We start from the raw sequence: 25,081 nt of genomic DNA, 5'->3' as shown, positions 1-25,081 counted from the left end.
GGCTCTCGCCCCAACTCCCGCTGCGGCGGAGCATCGACTCTTCAGTCGATGATATCGAGTGAGTGGGAGAGGAAATTGTCCGGCCCTCGGAGGTCGTTGGCCTTGGCTCTCGCCACTCCCACCTCCCTCAAGACCTCGCGCATGCTGCGGGAGAAGTCCTCGAGTTCGCTCTTCAGTCCACCGACGTTTGCCTCGGTGAGTGCGGGATGGTCCTCGCCCTGTGATGCTGCTTCCGCGATCACTTTCTTGATGCTGTCGAGCTGCTTCTCGACAAAGTCGTTGTAGTTGCCGTGGCTGCTGTTGGTCCCCGTTGCGTTGAGGTGGGCCGGGAGTTCGAACACATAAGCATAGGGCTCCTGCGTGGGCAGGAACATGATGTTGACACCCTGAGGCATCCCCTCATATAAGGCCGAAAGCTTCACGGAAAACGAGCTGTTCACAGACGAGTTGGGCGAAGCGCTCAATGAGAGGCCGCAACTGGGCTTCGGGCATATTGGGCAGAGCCTGGTAGTACATGCAGCCCTGGCGGAAGAGGGAGTAGGTGCGCTTCTTGGAGGTGTTGGCTTTGAGGTGGCGCTCCATACCCAGGCTCTCGCCAGCAGCCCCCAGCAGCGTCAGCAGGGCACATGCGAAGGCACTCAGTAGCAGCAGCCTGTCACGCCTGTCCGTCTCCGCGATTCGGAAGGAGGACAGGCCCATGCCAAAGCGCAAATCCTTCACGTCCCTGAAACTCTCCTCGATGGTGAATCTCCCGCTGTAGAGAGTCACCACCTGGGCTCCGGAGCTTCTCCCCCAGGCTGGTTGCCAGACACCAGGGCTCCTTCATGCCCTTCTTCTTCACGCATACCACCGCGGCGACTTCCACCTCATCGGCCGTGACGCGTGCGCCCTTGAGCTTGCGCAGGTGGCCTGAGGTGGGCACCCACTCCGCTGCCGTCCGGCGCTCTCCCTGCGCGCTGGTGACGATGATTCGCTGGCGGAAGCGCACCACGTACTCGAAGCGCAACTGCTCGAGCAGGGCATAGAGTTTCTGGTCCGCGAAGCCCCGGTCGGCCAGAATCGTCACCTTCACCTCGGGCGCAATCAACTCCCGCAGCCGCAGCAGGACGCTGTCTTCGGCGTCATTGCGCATTCCCTTGAGCGCGGACTTGTGGACCGTCAGCCACACCAGGGGCGTGGAGCGCCCGTGTCCTGTGCGCAGCGAGGCCACCAGCGTGGTGTGGTCGTCATCGTCGAAGTCCGTCCAGTCCAAGGCCACCACAGCCTCAGTTCGCTGTCCCATGACGTAGGGCACCCAGAGAGAAAGCAGGTGCCACACGTCCACTCCCGTGTTGGACAGCAACCTGTCCACCTGCTTCACCCCGTGCTTGCCCTTCTTCCCCCTCGCCACTGCCAGCGCCTGCCCGATGGCGTACACCGAGAGGCTCGCGGCGTGGATGACGCCCAGCGTCGCCAGGGAGAGCGACAGGACTCTCTTGGCGTGGAGGTCTTCTCCGAAGAGTCCGGCGAGGAATTCATGCACCTGCTGTTTGTTGATGGCTTGAGTACCCACTTCTCCGGTAACATCCATGACCCTACTGCTCAAACCATATGGCCAGATACACGCTTCCTCGCCTGCTTGCTAGATGAGGGGATGCCTCAGGTTGACACCCGCATTGATGTTGTACTTGGCCTTTTGAAGGAGCAGCAGATCACTCTTGCCGGATTCCTTCCCTATAGAGAAGGCGGAATGCAGTGAGCCAATTGGGATGAGATGGTGCGCATTGAAGCTCCAGGGCTTGCTTTGGCTCTTGAAATTCCCGCTCCTGGTCATCCACCACGTCTGCTTGGCCCGTGAGTTACGCGGATCCGGTTTCCTGGCCTTCAGTACGATGAAGCCTCGCTTCAACTCACGTTCGAGACGTGCCCGGGCAGAACCCTCGACGGAGAAGTCGAGGTTGTACCAACTCAGATCATTTGCAACATGGAAATTACGACCGTTCTTCCGATGATCGTGTCCCGTGAACTCACAGACCATGCGAGTCCATCCATTTGAGGCCACTTCCTTCTTCCACTTGCAGCGAGTGACGCAGCCTTCACCCTCCCCATCCACGTGGGTTACGTCGCTTTTGCAGCTCTTCGACATGATCATCCTTCGCGCTCATGGTTCCTCACAGAGGGCATCAGGCAAGTGGGGCATCCACGAAGAAAGCACCCCGGTTCTCATCATCGTCCAATAGCGAGACCAGGATGGAGGGGGTGCTGGCGTAGTTCCTGGCGAAGCTGCGGACCCCCAGACAGAGGGAGACAGGGCCGGTGGCAGCCCCAATCTCACCGAAAGATTCTGGGGGATACCACTGCCGGAAGGAGGAGGGCAGCCCCGCCGCACTCATGCGGACGAGCGCAGTGCCAAAATCCCTGGCCCGGCGCTCGTCACCGTTGAGGTTGATGATGGCGAGATTGACGTCCCGGGCAGGTGGCCGCAGGGCCGCGAAGCAGGAGGCCACGGCGTTGAAGAGGGCCGCGCCCGCCGGAGGAGGTCCGGAGAAGCGATGGTGCTCCTCCGCCGCGGCAGCATAGGGCCCGATGAAGGCTTGAGGCTGTGCACCCCGTGCCCTTGCGGCATCTGCCCGCTCCAGCAGAACGAAAGCAGCCGCTTCTCCCGGGAAGAAACCGACAGGGCCCTGGAGTGACCGGGTGAGTCCGAGTTCATGGATACACGAAAGAGGTGCCCCATACGCGAAGGAGTCAATGCCGCCCAGGATGCAGCGGTCCAGGGTACGTGTTTGAAGCCACTGGACAGCCTGCGCGAGGCCGGGGACGAAGGCTGCTGCCCCCCCTTGAAGCCCCCCCGGGCTCCAGCGGGAATCGGGAGAGAAACCAGTGAGAGCAACTCCTGGAGCACGCGTTGTCTCATGGCCTCCCGAGTGCCGAGGAACTCGGCGGTGGCCTCTTCGGCTTCGGCCAACTCGTGCTCGTCACCGGTCGGCTCTCCGAGCAAGGAGCCTTGAAGATGGGCCATCCCGTAGAAGTCACCCGGAAGGTTCAACAAGAAGCCGGTCCTCGCCAGATGTGTCCCCTGGAGGGCCACATGCTCGAGAAGATCCGTGAGCGCCGCCTCTCCCAGCCGCAGTAGACGCGCCATCCCGTCAAACCCATCCGTGAGGCCACGCACGAGATGGCCCTTCAAGGGAACGTTTTCCAGGGTGTCGACGTCTGCTTCCTCGATGTCGAGGGCCACTCGGCGACTGAGGCCTGCTCGCGCGGCGGAACAGCTCGAGATGACATCCAGTCCGATGGGGGAGACCATCCCCAGACCCGTGATGGCGATGCCACTGACGGCATGCGCGGCGATGCGCAGGGGTGGGTTGGAACTCATGTGTGCAGCCCCTCGGAGAAGGACCGACTGAGCCGAGACATCGCTGCGGAGCGGGCCGCGAGCAGCGCTGCCTGGGCGTGGTGGGTGAAGGTGCGTGTTGGAATCCGAAGAAGGCCGCGGCTGCGCAGGGCCACGTCAAGGGCAAGCGCATGCCGCTGACGCATAGGCGCTCTCTCGAGCACTTCCAACAACCACTCTGGGCTGAAGGGGCGACCGTACAAATAGCGCTGACCTGGAGAGAAGCGCTTGTGGCGCTCTTCTTCCCACCATGCCGCCACGACCGCGGCCCGGGGATACGGCAGAGCATCCTCGGGCTTGGAACTCAAATCGGCATCGAGCTCCTCCTCTTCCAGCGCGACGAGCACGTCCCCCTCATCCTCGGGGGAATCGACGAAACGCCCCTCCAAGCGGAGACCGGTAATGGAACAAAAGGCCTCCGCTGCCAGATGCGCCACCTCGTCATCCTCCATCCATTCCAAGCAAGCGTCAGCGCAGGCAGGCAAGCCGCTGAAGCCAAGTGCCCAAAGCGCATCGGGCCGGTGCTCGGGCACGGAGAGCAGACGCCGCAGCAACGACAGGTCCTGCTCATTTCCTCCCAAGGCCAGCAGCAGTGCGGGGAAACGGAGTTGCGGCGCGCGCCCCTCCACTACAGCCCGGCACATCAGCCATGCGACCCTGTGGTTCCCCAACAGACCTGCCTCAATGGCCGCATCTCTTACGGCGGGTGAAGGAGAGGCCAGGACCCGCTCCAGGAAATCACGCTCCAGCCGGTGGTTGACGCGAGCACTCAACCGCAGAGCCGCAGCGACAACACGAGGCTCCTCGTGCTTGAGCAGACGGGCCAGCGCCACACCGGTGTTACGCCCCTGAAAGCACAGGACATCCAATGCCAGTGCCTGGAGCGCGGGAGCTTCGAGTTCGAGCAAGCCAGGCAACCAGGCAAGGAGAGCACCTTTCTCCGAAACTTCCAGTGCCCGTTGGACAGCAGCAAGCGTTGGCGGAGTGGCCGTATCAAGCACCGCACGCACCAACTCAGCACCACCTGGGACCTCCTGGCTCAGGAGCGCGTACGTCGCCGCAGTGACCCGCTCCAACTCTTCAGACTCCAGCGCGGGTAGCAGCAGGCGCTCAGTCACGGGAGCACCGCCAAGCACCAACGCATCCAGGCGTGCGAACAACCGCTCCTCGGTGTCGGCGACCTCTGACGCCACCTGGTCAGGCGCCACCAGGGCCTGCTCCCACTGGCTCCAGAGGAAAGCAGCCTCGTCGAGGTGCTCCTCGTAATGGTCCCAGTTGATGACGAGTTCCGTACGCATTGTTTGACAGTGTGACTACAGCTTCTTCTTGCACACTCCACACTTGTGGTCGTCAGTCCGCTTACCAAATCCGCTCAGCGGCGGCTGCATCAGAGGGAAGGGAGGTGTGTTCTTGTCGTTGTGCAGCATGAGGTCCAGAGCCCGGGCCACATTCTTACCTTCCACCTTCACATCGAAGGAAAAGTTGACGAACTCGGCCTTGCCCTTGGTCTTGCTCGAGGCCACACCGCCTCCTGCGGTTCCAGCTTCGTCACCCGTACTGGTGCTGAAATTGGAGTCCTTCAGGCACAGGGGGTTGCCATCGACCGTCACCTTCTTGCTTGCCTTCGCGGTATCGGCCGAGCGCGCGATGTTGGGGTAGGGAATAGGGATGGGACCACCAGGGCTGGGGGTCTTGCACACATCCGGAAATGCCACCGTGGTGCCATTGCTGTCCTTGGTCACCACAGACATCATGTTCACACCGACCGTGTTCGCCATAGCTCCCCCCGTCACACGCTACATGGTACCCCGTATCGTCACCGATTCGCGAGACTTCGTGCTCGGGGCGGGAATGCCCTCCGCCTCCAACGAGACGCTCCGCACGTCATGGGGGCCATCCCTCAGGGGGACACTTCCTCGCCACAGCAGGAAGGCGCGGTGCTCGTCCATATCCAGGATGATGGTGTCCAGGTTCAACGCCGGGTGGACATCGTCGTCTCCCGCGAGCTCCACGGTGGCCTTCGGCATCACGCGCGGCAACGCGAATGAGAGCCGGCCCAGCGCAGAGACGCCAACAAGGGTGACGGGCTCTCCGCCTTTCAGGAAGCCCGGAGCGACCAGTCCGGGAGACGCGGCGTTGAAATGGCGTTGGTCGAAGTCCTTCGGCAGCAGCGGCTTGCGCTTCTGATTCCAGGCCTCGTCGTAGGTGCCCGCGAGGGAAGCGCGAGGCTGCCAGTGTGGCGACACGAAGCCGAAGCCCGCGGGCGCAATCCCCTGGCCGAAGCGCTGCAGCGGCTGCTCGGGATCTTCCAGGTTCGGAAGCCGCAGCCCCTCCGCGAAGTTCCGGAGGCTGGCACGGAAGCCCACTCCCACCGGATTGCGCGGCTCGAAGCCATGCTTCGCGGGGTCCGGATCCGTCCGGTCCCAGCCACCGAAGGCGCGCTCGTAGCGCAAGGGCATGCGCTCGAACGGCTGCGGCTTCGTCATGGAGATGCTGCCCATGCTCTTGAACCACACCCGCTCCCCCACCACCCGCACCATCTTGCGCACCGGTCCCACCTGAAGCGCGGCCAGCACCTCCGTCGTGCCCCGTGCGGGCGCATGCGCGTGGCCCACCAGCACCACATCCGTGGCCGGCTTGATGAAGGCGCACTCGGGCTCGTAGCGATAGCTGGACTCTTCCGGCACGCCCCAGTACTCGCCGGCCACGTTCACCGGCACCTGCTCCTCGGCCAGCGTCAGCCCGTCCCGGCCGATGACGTAGGTGGCCTTCACCACCAACGTCAGCAGCGGGCGCATCTCCTCATCCGCGAGGAACAGGGGCTCCAGCACCAGCGGCGTCTTGTTCTCGATGGAAGCGTGGCCCATGCGGAGCGCCCCTCACCCGTCCAGCGGGTCCGTGGTCTTCACCACCTTCATCCCGGCCTCGCGGAATTTCCGCATCGCCTCGTTGGCCACGCGCGGGAAGTCCAACCCGGGGGGCAACGGATCCAGCGGCGGCGCCGGCACGGGGCTCATCGCGTCCTCGAGGATGTGGATGCGCCCCATCTTCGAGCGGTCCGTCGTCTCGATGTGCTTCTGGAGGTCCATCAGCGTCGACAGCACGCAGTGCGACTTCGCCTGCCCGAAGACGTACACCCGGTCGAACGTCAGCAGGTGATCGAAGAGCTCCTGGTTGAACTCGCCCACCTTCTGCCCGGGCAGCTCCGTCACCTCGGGCGAGAGCACCGAGTAGTTCTCCGTCAGCGGCTCCTCGCCCTTCACCTCGAAGCGCGTCTGCGTGTCGCGCGCCACCGCGTGGAAGAGGCTCGCCTCCATGACCGACGGCAGCAGCGCGTGGCTGAGCCCGCCGAGCAGGGCGTGGTACGGCCACACCGTCAACACGTACTTCCCCGTGGCCTCCAGGCGCTCGCAGTAGGCCAGGCTCTCCTGCGAGTAACGCGTGGGCCGCCACTTCCCCGAGCGGATGTCCGCCGACGTAATCGGCGTCATCGGCGCGGGATTGCGGCCCTCGGCGTCCTGCCACCACGCGGGGTGGAACACCTGGAAGACGCGGTGCGTGTCCAGCGAGAACACCAGCCCGGTGATGCGGTCCAGGTGCGTGTACAGCCAGCGCAGCGCGCGCTGCGAGTCCTCCACCGCGCCCGGGACGAAGAGGCTCGCCTCGGGCTGGCAGAAGGCCACCTGCACGTCGATACCGAAGGCGGCGATGCGCTGCCGGTCCTCGCGCGCGGGCTTCACCTGGTGGGCCAGCGCATAACGGCGGGCCTCCTCGGTCACCAGCGCGGCACGCTCCAGGTACAGCGTGCCCACGCGCTTGTCGTCATGGAACTCGGGAAGGGGCAACGGCATGGCGTTCTCCAGGAAGGCTCAGGACCGCAGCGCGGGGCCCTGTGGGAAGTGACGCTGGCGCAGCTCGTCCACGAGCGCCTGCGTGGCCGGCGTGTACGCGACGCGGTGTTCCCCCTCCGTGGGGGCGGGGATGGCGGCGGCGGCCTCGGGCGTGGCGCCGGAGAGCAGCTCGTAGCCCTCGGGCACCGGCTCGCCCTCCTGCCCGATGAGGCCGATGGGCCCCGAGCCGCTCTTGCGCCGGAACACCACCGGCACGCCCGGGATGCTCTGCTTGCCCTCGGCCAGCTCGTTGCCGAACTTCATCGTGGGCACGTGGCCCGTGCGCGACAGCTTGTACACCGCCGCCACCCGGTCCCGCGTGTAGGGGCTCGCCATGGTGCGCGCCACGATGAAGCCGCCATAGCCGTAGAACTGCTTCGAGGACTCCCAGCCGTACTGGGTCCGCAGCGCCTCGAACTCGCGCGTGGCCTGCGCGTCCAGCCCGTCCTCGAGGATGAGCACCGGCTTGATGCCCTCCTCCTTCGCCCGCGACACCGCCAGCACGTACTGCTTCTTCTTGTCTCCCGAGTCGAAGCGGATGGAGTCCCCCGCGCCAGGCTCCTCGTGGACGAGGCGGAAGGCCGTGGGCAGGCCCGAGGTCACCGTGTCGTAGGTGTCCAGCAGGTAGCTGGAGCGCTCCGGCCGCCGCTCGCGGATGGCCCGGAAGGCCGCCTCGTCCGAGCCGTAGCGCTGCACGTGCTCGTGCCCCATGGTGCCCACCGGAATCATCCCCAGCTTCTGCGCCAGATACACGTTGCTGGTGCGCATCACCCCGGCCTCCTTGCAAGCCCGCAGGGCGATCTCATGCTGCTCCAGGCACGTGGCCGCGCGCAGCCCCACCTCGAAGATGCGGCTCGGGTCCTGCACCGCCGCCACCAGCTCGCGCACCACCGCCACCACGCGCGCATGGTAGCCCTCGGCGTCCACGGTGATGGGCACCGGCTTCACCCCCACCGCGTCCAGCGTCTCCAGGGCGATGCGCTTCTCCTCCTCGCACGACAACACGGCGAGCGCCTTCGCCAGCGCCTCGCGGTCCGCCAGCGCCTGCGTGGCGATCTGGATGCGGAAGTTGAGCTGCAGCAACAACGGCTCCAGCCACGACACCAGCGCCGAGGTCCCCGTCACCGTGAACACGGGCTCACGCGCGTAGAAGCGGGCGCCCTTGGGCAGGGCGCGGATGACGAGCTTGTCCTTGCGCTGGATGGCCGCCTTGAAGCCCGCCCCCATCTCGTAGCTGTTGCGGGCCAGATAGGCGTAGTCGCTCTCGGCCGGCTCCGGGAGCAGGCCGCGCACGTAGGACTCGAGGTCCAGAGGCACCACCTGCTGTCCGCCCTTGCGGTGCGAGTAGTAGAACGTCTCCCGGCGAAGCGGCCAGCCAGCCTCCGCCATGCTGAACTTGTAGCCGTCCGTCGCGAGCAGCGAACTCCCCATGTGGTGTTGCCTCCAGGACTCGCACTCTAACCAAATGGGCGCCAGGGGTGGTTAGATCGGCCCAGGAATGCCGGACTCCCGACGCCGACTGCTGCTCGCGCTCCTCCTGAGCTTCGGCTTGCACGCCGCGCTGTGGCTATGGATGGAGGTCCGGCATTCCCCGCTCGCGGAGCAGCGCCCCCTCTCCCCTGCCCCGGCGACGCTCCAGTTCGTCGAGGTGGAGGTGGCTCCACCCCCCGAGCCTCCGAAGCCCCTCCCCCCGAGCCCCCCGCCGCCGAGACCGCCCCGCCGCCCTCCACCCGCCATTGCGCAGGCCCCGAAGCCACCGCCACCCTCGACCCAGGCCGAGCCTCCCACCGTCACCGAAGCGCCTCCCGTGGGAGACAGTCCTCGCGCGGACGTGCCCCGGGCCGAGGATCCCCGCCTGGGCGCGTCACGGCTCCTGCCCACGCCCTCGCTGTCGTGGAGCCCCGGCGGAGGGGTCGACGTGCCGGACGCGGGCGTGCCTGTTCCCGCCACGCCGGAGGAGAAGGTCGCCGACATGGTCATGGAGGGAGTGCGCCGGGGGAAGGTGGACCGGGGGCTCGTGCACCCGTACTTCTCCGAGCTGGGCAAGTCGCTGCTGAAGAACTGGGATGCCGAGCGCGCCGTCAGTGCCAAGGGCATCAAGGGCTTCCTCGACCAGACCCGTGGCAACTCGGCGGAGTGGATGCGCGTGTGGTCGGACAGAGCCGCGGCGTACGCGAACACGGGCTCGGCGCTCGACACCGACACGCCGGAGGCCTACGACCGCCTGCCGCCCGGAGGAGACCCATCGCTTGAGGCGCGCCGCACGCTGCGCCGGCAGATGAAGGAGCAGTTCCGCGCCACCCGCCGCGCCACCGTGCGCGTGGTGCAGGACACCGAGGGGCGGCTGCTCAGCGTGGAGCTCGTCACGCCGAGCAACGACCTGCAGATAGACCGGGAGGCGGTCGCCGACATCCGCGCCGCCGCCGCGAGCCTGCCCATTCCGCCACCCGAGGCCCTCCAGGGCCGCACGCAACTGGTGAGCCTGTGGCAGATCGAGCTCATCATCTCCATCAGCCCGCCCATCCCCACCGTCAGCATCGAGTTCGACGCGGAGATGAAGCTCACGGACCTGCGGATGCCGCTCGACCGCCGGCTCTACAAACGCGTGCGGCTGCTCGAGGTGCGCTGAGCAGTCCGCCATTGATGAGCCCTGCGGCGCTCGGAAACAAAAAAGCCCCTGGGTGAAAGCTCCCCGTCAATTCCGGTCGATCTTCTGAGCAGCGAGCGCGGTCTCTGCGGCTGACAAATCCAAGCACAAGGGTTCTATGGGATGTCCCGCCAGCGCAGCTCTGACCATGTCCGGCCGGACGCATACGTCCTGCAGCAATGACAGCGGGGCGAAGCGATTCCCTGCCTGCACGGCCACTCTGTCGGTATCCGCACCAGGGGATACGACGGCGTACGGGCCGGCCAGCGTGGCCCAGCCCTGCGGTAGACGGACGATTTCCGCCATGGGGCGCCACGTTGCCGTATCCCAGAGTCGAGTGACACCATCGTCCCACGCAGTCGTAATCGCGCGGCGGCCATCCCTCGAGAATGCCACGCAATCCACCTCCGCAGCATGCGTATCGAGCCGCTTGAGTAGCGTGCCAGCCCGGACGTCCCAGACACAGGCCGAGCCTTCTCTCGAGCCCGTCAGGAGCCAAGCTCCATCCGGGGAATACGATATGCTGTAGATAGACTCATCGGGCCCGCGCATGACACGAGCCGGCTCACTCGACGTCAGATCCCAAAAGAAGATCTCGCCATCCTCCCCGGCTCCCGCCAACCATTTTCCATCTGGAGAGAAGGTAATGCAGTGCACATGGACTCGAAGGCTTTCCAAGACTCGCACTGCGGCTCCGGTCCTGCCATTCCACAAACGTACGGCCTCATCGTCGAAGGTCGCCAGCCAGCGCCCGTCCGGGGAAAAGGTGCCTCCGCCAATCAGTCCTTCGTGCCCCTCCAACGCAAAGGCGACCTGCGGTCGGGTCGATGTCAGTTCCCAGACCAGTGCATACTGACCTACTCCCGCCAGATATCTTCCATCCGGCGAGAACTCCAGAAAGAGGAGGCGCTCGCGACTGGAGACCACATCCAGCAATTCACCTGTCTCAAGGCTCCAGATCTGAACAGCACCATAGCCTGCAGCGGTAGCCAATCGTGTCCCATCAGGAGATACCGCTAGACCGATCAGATCGTCACTTCCAGTCAGGACAATGGGTCGACACTCGCCACTCTGTGTATTCCAGATCCAGACGGATCCATCCACACATCCAATGACCGCGTTCCCATCTGGCATCAACACAGTAGCGGGCACCCAGGGAGTGGCTAAACTCAGAGCACCCGCCCCGGAGCCATCGAGGTGCTCGATGGAGAGCGACCTGATCGTAGCGAAAACAATGCTCGCGGTGCGCCCCGCTACAAAGGCCACGATGCCCTCTTCCGCTTGGAGGGGTATGTTGCGAACTAGTGTCTGCGTTTCGCAATTCCAGACCAACAGGCGGTCCCGGTCCGTAATGGCAGCCAAATAGGTGCCATTGAAAGCCATGCTATTGATGACGCCATGGTTGGGATCGAACTGCAGGGTCTCAATTTCTTCGATTACGCTCCAGAGGCGCAGCGTGCCATCCTCGGATCCGCTCGCAAGTTGATGCGGGATCCTGGGATGGAATGCGATCCAGACAACGGGATTCCGATGGCCTCTCAGGCAGCGAACAGGCTTTTTCCCAGAGACGTCCCAGATGAGGATGGTCGCATCTTCCGAGCCGGTGGCCAACAGCGCCCCATCCGATGAGAAGGAGACCGTTGTCACCGGCTTACCGTGGCCATCCAGAGTTCTCAGCAACTTGCCGGTCCGTACGTCCCACATACAAGCGGTACCGTCCTCGGATCCCGTGGCGAGCAGTGCACCATCAGGCGAGAACGCCAACTCACGGACTTGCTGTGCATGGGCCTGAATGCTCCAGAGCAGCTTCCCGGATGAACTCTCCCAGAAGACCACTTTGCCATCATCGCAGCCACCCGCCAACCACGCTCCATCGGGAGAAAAGGTCACCCAGCCCACTTCCGCGTCGTTGCCGACCAAGGACATCAAGGGACGACCCGAAATGGAGTCCAGGATCCTGGGGCTCCAGCCGCTGCTGATCGCCAACAGAGAGCCATCGGGTGAGCTCGCGATGGACTTGATCTTCCCCTGGAGCACCGGAACCAGGAAGGCGTCGGGTTGACCCTGCGCCACGATTCGCTGTGCGCGCCACCGCGCAAGCGCCAGATCGGTGCTCTCAAGAGTGGCCGCGTGCAACGCAGGCATCCGCCAGGCGGTCCCTCGCAAACGCACATCCCGAAGCACTGCGTTGACGAACAACGGGGACCGATGAAAGGCACTGCTCCCCGAGAAGTCCGCCCCCTCCAACTCCGCGCCCGAAAAGTCCGCCGCATCCAGCACACCGCCGCGCACTTTGAGCCCCATCCCCGCAACTCCTCGCAAATGGGCTCCTGTGAGGTCCGCTCCATCCAGCAGCGCTCCTTCGAGCTGGGCGCCCTCGATCCAGGCAAAGGCCAGACGGGCATTGCGAAGGTCAGCCCCCTGCAAGCGAGCCCCGATTGGGACGATCCGGGACATCTCCTCCTGACTCCGGGAACCCGCCTGCCCTGCGGTGTTGCAGGCCCATTCGTAGGCGAGCCGGAGGGCGTTCTCGCTCACCTGCGGACGATAGGCGGAAGCGAGTATCCCGTGCAGGGCCACCCGGAGCTCATCACCGCCCCCTTCGAGTGCGATGAGGTCGGCCACGAAGGAGACGCACTCCGGCGTCAGTGGCGGCGTATCCAGCGCGCTCGTCAGGGTCCGCTGCCGTGCCGCACGAAGCAGGTACCGGGCAAAAAAGAAGTCCTCGAAGCTCTTGAACGCGAACTGGTAATTGCCGACGGGCTCCGTTCGCGCGAGGAAGGGCGAGGTCCGCAGCTCCGTTCCCAGGCGCTCGGACTCGGCAAGGGAAAGCCTCTCATCCAACTCCCTCAATAGGCCGATGAGTTGACGCAAATGCACCCTGCCCTGTGGACGTCCTCTCAGCTCCCGTGCGATGTGCTCGAAAATCTGGGGCTGAACCATTGCCGCATCGGGACTCCGCAGGGACTCTGTCTTGAACCAGCGGTCAGTGAAATGCTGGAAGAGAGACCCCAGACTCAAGGGTCCCTTCTGGGCGGAAAGATCAGGAGCCGCATACAGCAGCATCTCCACTAGTAGCGGGCGAGATATCACCAGCTCCGCCTTTTCCTCCAATCTGCTCAAGAGCATGCGCCACTGCTCCGCCCGCTCTTCGCCAAACGACCGGGTGAGGAACCGGAGGAGTTGCTTCTGATTCCACCCCGCCAGTTCGTCCACCTCCACCCCGAATGCCAGAGCGACCTGGCCCAGCGACGTCAACTGGGGTTGCCCCTCCTCGGGAGAGCGGGAACCGACCGGCCGCGGCTCGCGGAACAGACCCGTCCTGGCGGTCAACAGAACCCGGTTGCCGCGGCGCCGTTCTGGCTCGAGCGCCGTCGGCCGGGCCAGATTGCGGAATTGCTCCTCCAGCGCGGAGAAGTTGGCCACCGCACTCCCCATCTCATCCAAGCCATCCAGCAGCAGGACCACACGCCCCAGGGAGAGCAGGTAGAGCAGGACGGCGGGGTCTCCGCGCCAGCCCACGGCCGTGGCCATGTGTTCCTGGAGCAGCGTCTCCAGTGTCAGGGCACCTGACAGCTCCCTCAATGGGATATAGAGGGGAATGGGCGTTTCCGAGTCACGCTCGGCGGCAGTCGCCAGCTCGTAGGCGAGCCTCCGGACGAAGCTGGTCTTCCCTGTCCCCGGCTCTCCCAGCACGACCCAGAGGCGCGAGCCCTTCCCGTGAGCCCATGCCTTGCCCCGCTCCAGGACGGGGATGGACTTGGGCTCGTGAGACCTCGGAACGAAACTCGAGTCCACATAGGCGCGAGCGAGGGTGCTCTCCTCGTAATTCCTCCGGAGGCGTGTCAGATAGGGTTTGAAGTCGAACAACTCCCCTTCCAGCTCGCCCAGGGTCAATGCAACCCCCTGCCAATTCCGGAAGTAATCGCGGGCCGCCTTCGAAAACGCGGACGCCACCAGCATGGGCTTTGTCCCAGGGGTATGTTCGGTCGCAGCGCGCAAGGAGTCCGCGAGGTCCGCCGCCACGGCCGCGCTCAAGGGGCTACGCGATTCCTTGCATGCGACGAGATAGCGTTCTTGTTGAAAGCCGCTCTTGCGCTGGGCGATGAGGCCGGAGGGTTCGCCACGGCTCACCGAGTAACCCAACAGCTGCAGCAACCGCTCGATCCGTTGCTCGAAGGATGGTCCTCGCGCTTCCTTCTGTCTGGGGCCCGGCCGGTTCGAGGAGAGGTCACGGTAGAGCACGGACTCGAGCTCGGCTGACTCTTGCTTCCGGAGAAGCGCCTTGCGCAGGTCGAGAAGCTGTTGGGCCACCCGCGTGTAGGCGCGTACCACGGGAGAGCTGGGCTGCTCCGTCTCCACGAGCAGTTCCTCACTGAAGAGGAGCCGGGCCACGAAGGGCACCTCCACGCGGGTTTCCTCGGGTGGCAACTCGAACTGGCTATCCCAGACAGCACGGCGGCGCGCGAGGCTGCCCGGATCCTCGTCGAGCGGCACAGGCGATGCGACGAGGATCCGCTGGAGTGCGCCCTGGTTGCGCACAGAAAGCTTGTCGTCCACCGCCTTCTGGAGCGCGCGGTAGACACTCAACAGGCCCACGGTGTTCTGCGCCGAGTAGTTGCCCACCAATACCGTCGCATGCGGCAGCACGGCGGTGAGCAGCCCTCCCAGGTCGGTGATGCCCGTGCGTGAGTCCAGCAGGATGTGGTCGTACTGGAACTTCGCGGCGAGCGCCTCCAGGAGCCGTTGGAACAGCTTCAACCCGACCTCTGGATTCCGGGCGATGAAGGCATGCCAGTCAATCTGTTGGTACAGACGAGCGAAGTTGCCGCGTTCTCCGAACGCAGGCAGAACAAACAATCCTGGGATGTTGGGGACGGCATAGGCCAGCGACAGGAAGGACTCAAGCAGGTGTCCCTCCGGAATCGGAGAGTTCGCCTGTTGCCAATCCACGAGCCACTCCAAGAAGCCACGGGCCGGTAACTTCTGCGCTCGCAGTCCCGAGATGTAATGCATCCCCGGTGCTTCCATATCGAGGTCCCAGAGCAGGATCTTTTGCGAGCTGCGCGCGAGGCTGACGCCGACATTGGCGAGCAGGAGGGAGCGTCCGACGCCGCCCTTGAAGCTATAGAAAGTAGAGATGTGGGTCGTCATCGTCACATCGGGGGGGGAGGCGAATCATCGTCCGCCATGTACGAGGAAGGGCGCGGCATCTTCCCAGACTGCTCGACGGTGGGCGCTGGGGGCAGCGGCGCGGTGGCCGGTGCCAGTTCGCGGCCCCGGGGCCCCAGGGTGATGAGATTGCCGCCACCCTTGCCCGGGAGCTTGTCGATGAGTTCGTGGGCTTCCAGCCGACTCAGGATGCGCGACAGGTTGGCCTTTTTGAGATCCAGCTCCCGTTGGAGGTCCTGCTGGCTCACTGGCCCGCGGGCCCGGGTGAGGTACTCCAGGATGGAAGACACGTGCTCCCGCACCAGCAACTGTTGAGGCATCTCACCGCGCCGCGATTCGATGCGTCGCTCCAGGAGCTCACGCAACAAGGACCAGCGCTGGTAGTAGCGTTGGCCCAAGCCGTCCAGTTCCTCCTGCCGCAAGGGATGCACCACCTGGACGAGGTGCTCGTTGAACTCCTCAAGCTGCTCTCTCGGTGCGTTCGTCCGGATCAGCTTCAGCAGCCGCTCGCAATAAACGTAGTCCAGCACCGCCGCCTTCCTGTCGCTCCAGCCTGAGATGGCCTCGACAGCTTCCAGCAACTCGGGGAGGGTCGAGTAGACCGCCACATCTTCGGGGGCACACTCCTCAAGATCGAGCGGCATGAGTAAACTCCTGGCAATAAGCCTGTTTACTCTAGTTTACCCACCCGGGGCCACTCTTGTTTCCCCCGGGCGTCTCGTCGGGCCAGATCCGCAGTTCCTCCACCTGAAAGGCGTCCGCCTGTTCCGCTGGCTGCTCGTCGGGGTTCTGGGGCGTAGACTCCGAGGGAGGATCTCCGATGAATCCACGAGCCGGTGCTTCACCCCGAGGATGCTGGTTGGCGAGCACCGTCCGGCTTCCGTGGGAAATCTTGAGATCCTTGGCCGCAGCGCGATGGGCGTTCACACTCGACTGGTTGCCGTAGGCAGGAACGAGCAACCACTCCGGACCGAGTGCCTTCCAGATCTCACGGATCGGGTGATCGGACTGGCAGAAGTCCAGGCAGATGGGGGTGGCCATCAGGCCGATGGGCAACGGAAGGAGGCTGATGCGCTTTCCGAGGCGGATGTGCTCGAACGATTCTATGCGGCCAAAGCTGGTGATCTTGCTGTGATCCATCACGACTTGACCGGTGCTGTCCAGCAACTGCGTCCTGTTGAAGACCTCACTGGGCCGGGATGAGTCGGCCTCGTGGAAGCTACCCGGTAGAACCAGGAGGAGTGAGTGGCGGCCGAGGTGCTTCACCAACCAGTGCTGGATATTGCGGCGCAGGGCTGGAGTAACGGTGAGCTCGGGAAGAACTAGGACATGGACCCTCTGCTGGAGGGCGCGTTCCAGCAGGCGCTCCACCCGATTCCATTGTTTCTCCGGCTCCTTGAGGTCCACGGCCTGCAAATGGGGGAGCAGGTTCTCGTGCCAAACAATCTCCACGCCCTCCTCGAAGTGGTAGATGGCCACTCGCAGCAGCTCTCGGCGCTGCCGGAGTGCTTCGAACTTCGAAATGAGGAACTGCGTCGGTCTGACGATTTCGACGCTGTAGCCGTAGAGCTTCTCCGGGATGACCCAGTGGTGCGCTACCCAGTTGCGCAGGTGCCCGCCCATCTGCCCCTGGATGGACGGCTGACGCAGGCCCAGGGGGCGCCGGTAGACATAGAAGCGCCGATCGCCTTCCAGCGTCACCTGAGCCGGCAGACCCGTGACTTGAAACCCGGTGCTCTCTTTCAGGAACCGGTCCAAGGCCCTGAGCTTCACAAGAGGCCGCATGTCCGCAGGCAACTCCTGGCCCTCATCCAGGAGCGCGAAGCCCCGAGCGATCTCCACCTCAAGCCTGTTCATCAAGTCCAGCACGGTCCCGCACTCCTCGTCCTGGAACCAATTGTGGTCCGCTTCGAACTGGACAAAGAGTTCGACGAGCAGCCGGCGCGCGTAGTTGTTGGTCTGCAGATCCGTCATCATTGACCGACCGGGTGAACAGGCAGCATTCCTAACATCAGTGAGCGCGGGAACCGTTCACGCGCTGGCGCTCAACGCCCTGCCGAAACCCTGCGCCGACGCAAGGCCCCTCCATAGGCAGGGGTGCATCTAGGGGCTACCCCTTGCGGCCGCGCGACTTGCGCGCGGGCGCGGGCTGGCCGTACACGCGCTGGTAGTCCTTCATGCTGCGCTGGATGACCTCGTGCGCCTCGCTCCGATCGTACATCTCGACGATCTCCACCGAGCGCTTGGCCTGGCTGGGGATCTGCTTGTACGTGAGGAAGTAGTGCTTGAGGCGCTCGACGAGCGTGATCGGCAACTGGGCCACGTGCTGCAGCGCCCCGTAGACGAGGTCCGACTCCAGCACGGCGATGATCTTGTCGTCGGCCTCGTTGCCGTCGACCATGCGGAAGCCGCCCACCGGCACCGCGCGTACCAGCAGCGCGCCGCTCGGAATCACCTTCTCCGTCAGCACGCAGATGTCGAGCGGATCCCCATCCCCCTTGATGCCCTTGTTTCCGGTGCGCTCGGCGCAGCGCTTGGCCACCAGCTCGTCGCAGTACGTCTGCGGGATGAACCCGTAGAGCGTGGGGCACTGGCTGGAGAACTGCTGCGGCCGGTCCAGCCGCAGGATGCCCGTGTCCTTGTCGAGCTCGTACTTCACCGTGTCGGTGGGCACCATCTCGATGTAGGCGGTAACGGTCTCGGGGGCTTCGTCGCCCGGGGAGATGCCGTGCCAGGGATGGGCCTGGAAACTGTGGGTCTGCGGCTTCTTGGTGGCCATGTGACTTCTCTACCCGGCGTCAGGGACGTCCGCGGTCCTTCTCTTCAAACGAATTCATGCGCTGGGAACAGGAGGACATCCGAGATGGACTCCACGCCCAGCAACAGCATCAGGATACGGTCCAGCCCCACGGCGATACCCGCCGAGGGTGGCATGCGCCCTACCGCGTCGAGGAACCGCTCGTCCAGTGGATAGACGGCACGGCCCTCTCTTCGCCGGAACTCCTGTTCCTCGACCAGGCGGGCGCGCTGCTCCACCCCGTCCGTCAGCTCGGAGAAGCCGTTGGCCAGCTCCAGCCCCCTCGCGTACAGCTCCGTGCGCTCGGCCACGGTGGGGTCCTCCGGCTTGAGCCGCGCCAGCGAGGCCATGGAGGCGGGGTACTCCGTCAGGTAGGTCGGCCGCTCCCACCCCAGCTTCCCCTCCACCTTCTGCAGGAAGAGGTGGAAGAAGATGTCATCGAAGCTGGTGGCGTCCCCGGTGCGCACCCCCGCCGCCTCGGCCGCCCGCTTCAGCGAGGGCCCGTCCGAACACTCCCTCAGGTCCACGCCCGTCTCCCGGAGCACCGCGTCCCGGACCGACAGCCGCTCGTAGGGCATGCGGCTGAAGAAGCCATCGCCTCCCACCGCCCGGTCCGCCTCCGCCAGCGCCCCCTCCAGGTCCGCCATGATGGCGTGGTAGTCCGCCTGCGGCCGGTAGAACTCCAGCATGGTGAACTCGGGGTTGTGGGTCCTCGAGACCTCCCCGTTCCTGAATACCTTGCAAATCTGGAAGAGCGGCCCGGAGCCGTCGGCGAGCAGCCGCTTCATGGCGTACTCGGGGCTGGTGTGCAGGTAGAGGGTGCGGCGCTGCCCCACGTCCGTCTCGGGGACGAAGGGGGCCTCAAAGGCGGTGATGTGGGGCTCCATCCCCGGAGCGGGGACGAGCAGCGGGGTGTCCACCTCCAGGTAACCAAGCTGGGTGAAGAAACGGCGGAGGGCTCCGTAGAGCGCCTGCCGGCCTGCCGCCGAGCGCCACTGGACTGGATTGGGCATGAGCGCCGCGGAAGTTACATTGCGCGCCCCATGCGCCCAAGGCTTCCCGCACTCGTCCTGTCCCTCAGCCTCAGCGCCCTCGGCGGGTGCGTCACCACGCCCAAGGTGGCCCCTCCCCCCCTCACCGAGGAGCAGAAGCTCTCCCAGGAGGTCGCGCGGCTCGCCTCCGAAGCCGCCGCCCTGCTCAAATCGCAGGATCTGCTGGTGTGGAACTTCTGGGCCGAAGGGGCCCGCGCGGACATGGCCTCCACCTACGACGGCAAGGAGGCGCTGTTCAGCCTCGACAACATCCGGAAGATCGACCGGCTGCGCCAGCGCACCACGGAGCCGCGCGAGCTGCGCGCCCTCACCGCGCTCCAGTCGCACTTCGCGGGCGAGTACCTGTCGCAGCAGCTCGCCGAGATGAACGATGCCATCGCCAACCTGGAGGCGTCGCTGACCTTCCAGGTGGATGGCCGCGAGGTGCGTTGGGGCGAGCTGGAGCGGCTGCTGGCCAACGAGCGCGCCGCGCCGAAGCGCCAGGCCCTCTACACGGCGGCCACGCCCGCGCTGGAGCGGCTCAACCCGCTCATCCAGCGGCGCGAGCAGCGCACGGAGGAGCTGGTGCGCGAGCTGGGCTACGCCTCCTATGAGGCCTTTGGCGGCGAGCTGCGGCAGGCGGACCTGAACCGGTTGGCCCTGCTGGCCGAGGAGGTGCTGCAGGCCACCGAGGCGCCCTACAAGGACGTGATGGAGCGGCTCGCCCGGCGCGAGCTGGGGATGCCCTTCACGAGCCTCACCCGGGCGGACCTGCCGCGGCTGTTCCGCCCGCGCGAGGTGGATGGTTTCTTCCCCAAGAACGGGATGCTGAGCCGTGCGCACGGCACCGTGTCCGGGATGGGCCTCGGCCTGTACGGGATGAAGAACGTGCGCGTCGACGCGCGGGAGGACGTGAAGCGCAAGAATCCACGCCCGCTGTCGCTGGGAATCGAGGTGCCCGGAGACGTGCGGCTGTCGGTACGGCCCGGCGAGGGTGCGCTGGAGCAGTCGCGGCTGCTGCACGAGTTCGGCCACGCGCTGCACTATGCGTACACGAAGGAGCCACGCTTCGAGCTGGCCAAGCTGGGCAACCCCACCGTCACCGAGGCCTACGCGGCCCTCTTCGAGGACCTGATGGAGGACCCGGTGTGGCTGGAGGAGCAGGCGGGACTGAAGGGCAAGGACCGCTCCACGTACCTGGCGGCCACGAGCGCCCACAAGCTGTTCCTCATCCGCCGCGCCGCGGGCCGGCTGCTGTACCAGCTCGCGCTGCACCGGCAGGAGGAGGGCGTGGACGCCCGCGAGCTGTACAAGGCCATGCTCGAGCGCGTGGACGAGATGCCCGCGACGAAGGATGACGTCGCGCGCCACCTGGTGGAGCAGGAGGACTTCTTCCAGTCCGCGGACAGCTTCCGCGCGTGGTTTCTCGCGGGCCAGCTCCAGGGCCAGCTCAAGGCGCGCTTCGGCCCGTCCTGGTGGCACACGCCGGATGCCGGCAAGTTCCTCCAGGGGCTGTGGGCCCACGGCAACGCGCTCTCCGCGCGCGAGGTGGCCGAGGCCATGGGCGAGCAGGGCATCGCCCCGGACGTGCTGCTGCTGCGGCTGGGCACCACCCTGGGCGTCCCCATCAAGCTGGATGCCCGCGACGAGAACGCGGCCCCGCCCGCCGCCCCGACGAGCCCCACCGCTCCGGCCTCTCCCGAGAACACCCCGGCGGCGCCCACGGCTCCGGCACAGGAGCCCGCTCCGGCCACGCTCCCGTGACTCCCACCCCCGCTCCCGCGGCCCAGCCCACTTCGGCGGCCGCGCATGCGGCGAAGAAGCCGCTCCAGGCCCGTACCTCGAGCGAGGGCCTGTCCGCACAGGCCCGTAGGTCTACGCCCGTCCCCCGCGGCACCGCGTCCCGCACCGATAGCCGCTCGTAGGGCGTGCGGCGGAAGAAGCCATCGCCCCTCACCGGCCGGTCTACCTTCGACACCCAAGCTGGGTGAAGAAACGGCAGAGGGCTCCGTAGAGTGCCTGCCTACCTGCGGCCGAGCGCCACCGGTCTGGATTGGGCATGAGCGCCGCGGACGTTACATTGCGCCTCCCATGCGCCCAAGGCTTCCCGCACTCGTCCTGTCCCTCAGCCTCAGCGCCCTCGGCGGGTGCGTCACCACGCCCAGGGCACCTCCTCCCCTCACCGAGGAGCAGAAGCTCGCCCAGGAGGTGGCGCGGCTCGCCTCCGAAGCCGCCGCCCTGCTCAAATCGCAGGATCTGCTCGTGTGGAACTACTGGGCCGAGGGGGCCCGCGCGGACGTGGCCTCCACCTACGTGGGCAAGGAGGCGCTGTTCAGCCTCGACAACATCCGGAAGATCGACCGGCTGCGCCAGCGCACCACGGAGCCGCGCGAGTTGCGCGCCCTCACCGCGCTCCAGTCGCACTTCGCGGGCGAGTACCTGTCGCAGCAGCTCGCCGAGATGAACGACGCCATCGCCAACCTGGAGGCGTCGCTGACCTTCCAGGTGGATGGCCGCGAGGTGCGTTGGGGCGAGTTGGAGCGGTTGCTGGCCAACGAGCGCAGCGCGCCCAGGCGCCAGGCCCTCTACACCGCGGCCACCCCCGCCCTGGAGCGGCTCGGCCCGCTCATCCAGCGGCGCGAGGCGCGCACGGAGGAGCTGGTGCGCGAGCTGGGCTACGCCTCCTATGAGGCCTTTGGCGGCGAGCTGCGGCAGGCGGACCTGAGCCGGTTGGCCCTGCTGGCCGAGGAGGTGCTGCAGGCCACCGAGGCGCCCTACAAGGATGTGATGGAGCGGCTCGCCCAGCGCGAGCTGGGGATGCCCTTCGCCAACCTCACCCGGGCGGACCTGCCGCGGTTGTTCCGCCCGCGCGAGGTGGATGGCTTCTTCCCCAAGGGCGAGCTGCTGCTGCGCGCGCACGGCACCCTGTCGGGGATGGGCATCGACCTGGGCGAGATGAAGAACGTGCGCATCGACGCGCGGGAGGACGTGAAGCGCAAGAACCCGCGCCCGCTGTCGCTGGGAATCGAGGTGCCCGGAGACGTGCGGCTGTCGGTACGGCCCGGCGAGGGCGCGCTGGAGCAGTCGCGGCTGCTGCACGAGTTCGGCCACGCGCTGCACTATGCGTACACGAAGGAGCCACGCTTCGAGCTGGCCAAGCTGGGCAACCCCACCGTCACCGAGGCCTACGCGGCCCTCTTCGAGGACCTGACGGAAGACCCGGTGTGGCTGGAGGAGCACGCGGGGCTGACGGGCAAGGACCGCTCCACGTACCTGGCGGCCACGAGCGCCCACAAGCTGTTCCTCATCCGCCGCGCCGCGGGCCGGCTGCTGTACCAGCTCGCGCTGCACCGGCAGGAGGAGGGCGTGGACGCCCGCGAGCTGTACAAGGCCATGCTCGAGCGCGTGGACGAGATGCCCGCGACGAAGGATGACGTCGCGCGCCACCTGGTGGAGCAGGAGGACTTCTTCCAGTCCGCGGACAGCTTCCGCGCGTGGTTTCTCGCGGGCCAGCTCCAGGGCCAGCTCAAGGCGCGCTTCGGCCCGTCCTGGTGGCACGCACCGGAGGCCGGCAAGTTCCTCCAGGGGCTGTGGGCCCACGGCAACGCGCTCTCCGCGCGCGAGGTGGCCGAGGCCATGGGCGAGCAGGGCATCGCCCCGGACGTGCTGCTGCTGCGGCTGGGCACCACCCTGGGTGTCCCCATCAAGCTGGACGCCCGCGGCGAGAGCGAGGCCCCGCCCACCGCTCCGGCGAGCCCCACCGCCCCGGCCTCTCCCGAGAACACTCCGGCGGCCCCCACGGCTCCGGCTCCCGCTCCCGAGGCCCAGCCCACTCCGGCGGCCTCGCGCGCGGCGAAGAAGCCGGTCACCGCCCAGGCCCGGGTGTCGAAGCCGAACGCCGCGAAGGCTCGTAAGTCCAAGGCCGCGACGTCCAGGAAGAAGGCGGCCTCCCTCCCGAAACACGGGCACAAGGCCCGGCGGTAGGAACACGAAGGCCTCCGCCCGGAATCACGGACGGAGGCCTCGGGGTACAACTCGTGGTTTCCGGCACCCTCACCCCGTCCCTCTCCCGGCGGGAGAGGGGATATGGGGGGCGCTGGGGTGCCGTGAAGCTGGGGGCTACAGCAGCTTCATCAGCTCCGCGCGCTTGGCGTTGTACTCGTCATCCGAGAGCACGCCCGCGTCCTTCAGCTCCTTCAGCTCCTTCAGCCGCTGCGCCGGGCTGCGCGTGTCCGTCGGCGCCGCCGCGGGAGCCGGCTGCTGCTGCTGGTGCTGCTGCTGCTGCTGCTGGTTCTGCTGCTGGTTGGTGAACATCTGGGCCATGCCGAAGCCCATGCCCATCCCCATGCCCTGCAGGCCCGCGCCGGCGCCGCTGCCGTCGCCTCCCTTGGCCATGCCCTCGGCCGCGCCCAGCATCGCCTGGCCCTGCGCGTACTGCTGGAAGCCGCCCGCCAGACGCGAGTACGCCACGTCCTTCGACAGCTTCTTCAGCGTCACCTCGTCCTCTTCCTTGATGCTGACGTGGAAGTTCCCCATCCGCACCACGGTCATGCCGTAGGTGTCCACGTGGGGCTTGAGGCCGGCGATCACCTCGGTCTCGATCTCCTCGGTGTACGCGCCGCTCGTCACGTCCAGCAGCGGCCAGCGCTTCTTCACCAGCAGCTCGGCGATGCGATCGCGCGTGACCTTGAGCACCTGGCCCTTGAACCAGCCCAGGAAGTCCGCGTTGCTCGTGCGGCCCATGCCCACCAGGCCCACCACCAGCTTCTCCGGCTCCGTCACCCGCACCGAGAAGTCGCCGTACACCATCGTGCCGATGCCCAGCCCCGTCTCCGGGTCACGCACGTCACCGATGGGGCCTCCGAACTTCACGCCCGTGAACTCGCGCGTGGAGACGAAGAACACCTCGGCCATGAACATGTTGCCGCCGGTGAACTTCTCCACGAAGCGCGACAGGAACGGGATGTTGCTGGTGTCGAGCTGGTGCCGCCCCGGCCCCAGCTTGCCCTCCACCTTCCCGTCCTTGACGAAGAGGGCGACCTCGTCGGCATCGACGGTGAGCTGGGTGAGCATCCGGATGTTCTTCTCCGGATACTTGTAGACAATCTCGCCCTTCGCCTCGTCGGCACGCGCGATGAAGTTGCGCTGCGCCTCGTCTTTGATCGTACCGAAGAATCCCATCGTGCTTTCGAAGCCTCCTGAGACCGCGTCGACTACCGGGAGCCACGCCGCCTACACCCCTCTAACGGATAGCGACCGGGCCCATTGCATGCCCGCCGATCGCACCGCTCCCGGCTTGCCCCCTGGAACATGCCAGAGGTTCCGCACCTTTGGCCAGTCAACCCGGCATGCCTCCGTCCGCCCGGCTACCCCCACCGGCTGATCAGCCGCTCCCGGTCCAGCAGGCGGATACTCGCCCACAACAGCGCCGCGTCGAGCAGCAGCACCACCGCGCCCTGCACCGCGTAATAGGCCAACCCAGCGTTCAGGAAGCCCGCCACCTGCCCGGCCACCAGCCCCACGAGCGGTAGCACTATCAGTGCGGACAATTGTTGCGCGGTGCGTGCCTCGGCGACCCGCGCGGAGATGAGCACCGCCACGCCGTTGCCGAAGAAGGCGAAGAGCGGCGCCAGCACGATGATGCCGAAGAGCCACACGGTGTTGGGCATCATCAGCCCCTGGCCCAGCGGCCATGCCACCACGTCCACACCCACGCACAGCAGCACGAAGGCCGTCCAGGTGATGAGCATCGCCGGCACCAGCGAGGCCAGGCTCTTGCCCGCCACCAGCTCCACGGCCGTCACCGGCGAGGCCAGCAGCGGCTCCAGCGTGCGCCGCTCCTTCTCCCCCGCCACGCTCTGCGAGGAGATGAGGATGGGGACGAACACCGGCATCACCAGGAACATGCCGAACCAGTCCAGCAGGGTGCGCTCCACCAGGAAGCGCCCCGCGTTGGCGTTCAGCGGCAGGCTCGGGTCGTAGTAGAGGGCGATCACCCGGAGGTTGCTGTCGTTCGGGTCGCGCACGTAGGTCCAGACGACGACCATGGGCACCACCACCAGCACCATGGGCAGCGCCGCCATGGCCAGCAGCAGCGCCGGGTTCTTGCGCAGATCCAGGAAGTCCTTCCAGAAGACGGCCAGCGCGCGCCGGGGACGGAACGACATG

At 66.2% G+C, this 25,081-nt stretch carries 18 protein-coding genes and 1 pseudogene; 4 read left to right on the top strand and 15 right to left on the bottom strand.

What is annotated here, in order from left to right; all coding sequences use genetic code 11:
* Positions 1–41: 41 nt before the first annotated feature.
* The 3 genes and pseudogenes from ACN28I_RS42520 to ACN28I_RS42510 form a co-directional block, all read right to left on the bottom strand.
* Positions 42–374, bottom strand: a complete 333-nt coding sequence (locus ACN28I_RS42520; RefSeq protein ID WP_420947589.1) for a hypothetical protein — start codon at positions 372–374, stop codon at positions 42–44.
* Between the two features lie 25 nt (positions 375–399).
* Positions 400–1,552: pseudogene (locus ACN28I_RS42515) on the bottom strand (IS4 family transposase).
* Positions 1,553–1,621: 69 nt separating this feature from the next.
* Entirely contained in the window at positions 1,622–2,131 is a 510-nt protein-coding gene (locus tag ACN28I_RS42510; RefSeq protein WP_420947588.1) for a hypothetical protein, read from the bottom strand.
* Between the two features lie 756 nt (positions 2,132–2,887).
* Between ACN28I_RS42510 and ACN28I_RS42505 the strand changes: the two genes are divergently transcribed.
* Positions 2,888–3,115 carry a hypothetical protein gene (locus ACN28I_RS42505; RefSeq protein ID WP_420947587.1) on the top strand — a complete coding sequence of 76 codons (228 nt, stop codon included), beginning with the start codon at positions 2,888–2,890 and terminating at the stop codon, positions 3,113–3,115.
* Positions 3,116–3,354: 239 nt separating this feature from the next.
* Here ACN28I_RS42505 and ACN28I_RS42500 read toward each other — a convergent pair whose 3' ends face one another.
* Genes ACN28I_RS42500 through ACN28I_RS42480 form a run of 5 tightly spaced genes read right to left on the bottom strand, consistent with a single transcriptional unit; the run spans position 3,355 to position 8,697 of the window.
* Positions 3,355–4,674, bottom strand: coding sequence for a TIGR02270 family protein (locus ACN28I_RS42500; RefSeq protein ID WP_420947586.1), 1,320 nt, complete (start codon positions 4,672–4,674; stop codon positions 3,355–3,357).
* Between the two features lie 15 nt (positions 4,675–4,689).
* The gene (locus ACN28I_RS42495) at positions 4,690–5,154 is read right to left on the bottom strand and encodes a DUF4150 domain-containing protein (protein ID WP_420947585.1); all 465 of its coding nucleotides are present in this window, start codon (positions 5,152–5,154) and stop codon (positions 4,690–4,692) included.
* Between the two features lie 18 nt (positions 5,155–5,172).
* Positions 5,173–6,243 (bottom strand): DUF2169 family type VI secretion system accessory protein, encoded by a 1,071-nt coding sequence (locus tag ACN28I_RS42490; RefSeq protein WP_420947584.1) that lies wholly within the window; start codon positions 6,241–6,243, stop codon positions 5,173–5,175.
* A gap of 12 nt (positions 6,244–6,255) precedes the next feature.
* A complete protein-coding gene (locus ACN28I_RS42485; protein ID WP_420947583.1) occupies positions 6,256–7,227 on the bottom strand; it encodes a nicotinamidase in 972 nt (323 codons plus the stop codon).
* An 18-nt stretch (positions 7,228–7,245) separates the two neighbouring features.
* Positions 7,246–8,697 (bottom strand): nicotinate phosphoribosyltransferase, encoded by a 1,452-nt coding sequence (locus ACN28I_RS42480; RefSeq protein ID WP_420947582.1) that lies wholly within the window; start codon positions 8,695–8,697, stop codon positions 7,246–7,248.
* Positions 8,698–8,764: 67 nt separating this feature from the next.
* Here ACN28I_RS42480 and ACN28I_RS42475 point away from each other — a divergent pair, with 67 nt between their 5' ends.
* On the top strand, positions 8,765–9,895 hold the full coding sequence (locus ACN28I_RS42475; protein ID WP_420947581.1) for a hypothetical protein: 1,131 nt from the start codon (positions 8,765–8,767) through the stop codon (positions 9,893–9,895).
* A gap of 66 nt (positions 9,896–9,961) precedes the next feature.
* Here ACN28I_RS42475 and ACN28I_RS42470 read toward each other — a convergent pair whose 3' ends face one another.
* The 5 genes from ACN28I_RS42470 to epmA all read right to left on the bottom strand — a co-directional run bounded on the left by ACN28I_RS42470 (position 9,962) and on the right by epmA (position 18,895).
* Positions 9,962–15,067, bottom strand: a complete 5,106-nt coding sequence (locus ACN28I_RS42470; RefSeq protein WP_420947580.1) for a KGGVGR-motif variant AAA ATPase — start codon at positions 15,065–15,067, stop codon at positions 9,962–9,964.
* Between the two features lie 2 nt (positions 15,068–15,069).
* Positions 15,070–15,729, bottom strand: coding sequence for a helix-turn-helix transcriptional regulator (locus tag ACN28I_RS42465; RefSeq protein WP_420947579.1), 660 nt, complete (start codon positions 15,727–15,729; stop codon positions 15,070–15,072).
* Positions 15,730–15,760: 31 nt separating this feature from the next.
* On the bottom strand, positions 15,761–17,062 hold the full coding sequence (locus ACN28I_RS42460; protein ID WP_420947578.1) for a hypothetical protein: 1,302 nt from the start codon (positions 17,060–17,062) through the stop codon (positions 15,761–15,763).
* Between the two features lie 133 nt (positions 17,063–17,195).
* Positions 17,196–17,864, bottom strand: coding sequence for an inorganic pyrophosphatase (locus ACN28I_RS42455; RefSeq protein ID WP_420947577.1), 669 nt, complete (start codon positions 17,862–17,864; stop codon positions 17,196–17,198).
* A 44-nt stretch (positions 17,865–17,908) separates the two neighbouring features.
* Positions 17,909–18,895 (bottom strand): EF-P lysine aminoacylase EpmA, encoded by a 987-nt coding sequence (gene epmA, locus ACN28I_RS42450; protein WP_420947576.1) that lies wholly within the window; start codon positions 18,893–18,895, stop codon positions 17,909–17,911.
* A 30-nt stretch (positions 18,896–18,925) separates the two neighbouring features.
* Here epmA and ACN28I_RS42445 point away from each other — a divergent pair, with 30 nt between their 5' ends.
* Both ACN28I_RS42445 and ACN28I_RS42440 read left to right on the top strand, forming a co-directional pair.
* Positions 18,926–20,677 carry a chromosome segregation protein SMC gene (locus ACN28I_RS42445; RefSeq protein ID WP_420947575.1) on the top strand — a complete coding sequence of 584 codons (1,752 nt, stop codon included), beginning with the start codon at positions 18,926–18,928 and terminating at the stop codon, positions 20,675–20,677.
* A 327-nt stretch (positions 20,678–21,004) separates the two neighbouring features.
* Positions 21,005–22,897 carry a chromosome segregation protein SMC gene (locus ACN28I_RS42440; protein WP_420947574.1) on the top strand — a complete coding sequence of 631 codons (1,893 nt, stop codon included), beginning with the start codon at positions 21,005–21,007 and terminating at the stop codon, positions 22,895–22,897.
* A gap of 135 nt (positions 22,898–23,032) precedes the next feature.
* Here the strand turns inward: ACN28I_RS42440 and ACN28I_RS42435 are convergent, their stop codons facing one another.
* Both ACN28I_RS42435 and ACN28I_RS42430 read right to left on the bottom strand, forming a co-directional pair.
* A complete protein-coding gene (locus tag ACN28I_RS42435) occupies positions 23,033–24,094 on the bottom strand; it encodes an SPFH domain-containing protein (RefSeq protein ID WP_420947573.1) in 1,062 nt (353 codons plus the stop codon).
* A gap of 185 nt (positions 24,095–24,279) precedes the next feature.
* On the bottom strand, positions 24,280–25,080 hold the full coding sequence (locus ACN28I_RS42430) for an ABC transporter permease subunit (protein WP_420947572.1): 801 nt from the start codon (positions 25,078–25,080) through the stop codon (positions 24,280–24,282).
* Position 25,081: the final 1 nt, after the last annotated feature.

Origin of the sequence: Archangium gephyra, from assembly GCF_049060025.1 — a bacterium.
Lineage (GTDB): Bacteria > Myxococcota > Myxococcia > Myxococcales > Myxococcaceae > Archangium > Archangium gephyra_A.
This window is presented reverse-complemented; position numbering and strand designations above follow the sequence as displayed.

Excerpts from the sequence above, each read along its gene's own strand:
- ACN28I_RS42520 (WP_420947589.1), bottom strand. The coding sequence starts at position 374 with ATGTTCCTGCCCACGCAGGAGCCCTATGCTTATGTGTTCGAACTCCCG.
- ACN28I_RS42510 (WP_420947588.1), bottom strand. The coding sequence starts at position 2,131 with ATGATCATGTCGAAGAGCTGCAAAAGCGACGTAACCCACGTGGATGGG.
- ACN28I_RS42500 (WP_420947586.1), bottom strand. The coding sequence starts at position 4,674 with ATGCGTACGGAACTCGTCATCAACTGGGACCATTACGAGGAGCACCTC.
- ACN28I_RS42495 (WP_420947585.1), bottom strand. The coding sequence starts at position 5,154 with ATGGCGAACACGGTCGGTGTGAACATGATGTCTGTGGTGACCAAGGAC.
- ACN28I_RS42490 (WP_420947584.1), bottom strand. The coding sequence starts at position 6,243 with ATGGGCCACGCTTCCATCGAGAACAAGACGCCGCTGGTGCTGGAGCCC.
- ACN28I_RS42485 (WP_420947583.1), bottom strand. The coding sequence starts at position 7,227 with ATGCCGTTGCCCCTTCCCGAGTTCCATGACGACAAGCGCGTGGGCACG.
- ACN28I_RS42480 (WP_420947582.1), bottom strand. The coding sequence starts at position 8,697 with ATGGGGAGTTCGCTGCTCGCGACGGACGGCTACAAGTTCAGCATGGCG.
- ACN28I_RS42475 (WP_420947581.1), top strand. The coding sequence starts at position 8,765 with ATGCCGGACTCCCGACGCCGACTGCTGCTCGCGCTCCTCCTGAGCTTC.
- ACN28I_RS42470 (WP_420947580.1), bottom strand. The coding sequence starts at position 15,067 with ATGACGACCCACATCTCTACTTTCTATAGCTTCAAGGGCGGCGTCGGA.
- ACN28I_RS42465 (WP_420947579.1), bottom strand. The coding sequence starts at position 15,729 with ATGCCGCTCGATCTTGAGGAGTGTGCCCCCGAAGATGTGGCGGTCTAC.
- ACN28I_RS42460 (WP_420947578.1), bottom strand. The coding sequence starts at position 17,062 with ATGATGACGGATCTGCAGACCAACAACTACGCGCGCCGGCTGCTCGTC.
- ACN28I_RS42455 (WP_420947577.1), bottom strand. The coding sequence starts at position 17,864 with ATGGCCACCAAGAAGCCGCAGACCCACAGTTTCCAGGCCCATCCCTGG.
- epmA (WP_420947576.1), bottom strand. The coding sequence starts at position 18,895 with ATGCCCAATCCAGTCCAGTGGCGCTCGGCGGCAGGCCGGCAGGCGCTC.
- ACN28I_RS42445 (WP_420947575.1), top strand. The coding sequence starts at position 18,926 with ATGCGCCCAAGGCTTCCCGCACTCGTCCTGTCCCTCAGCCTCAGCGCC.
- ACN28I_RS42440 (WP_420947574.1), top strand. The coding sequence starts at position 21,005 with ATGCGCCCAAGGCTTCCCGCACTCGTCCTGTCCCTCAGCCTCAGCGCC.
- ACN28I_RS42435 (WP_420947573.1), bottom strand. The coding sequence starts at position 24,094 with ATGGGATTCTTCGGTACGATCAAAGACGAGGCGCAGCGCAACTTCATC.
- ACN28I_RS42430 (WP_420947572.1), bottom strand. The coding sequence starts at position 25,080 with ATGTCGTTCCGTCCCCGGCGCGCGCTGGCCGTCTTCTGGAAGGACTTC.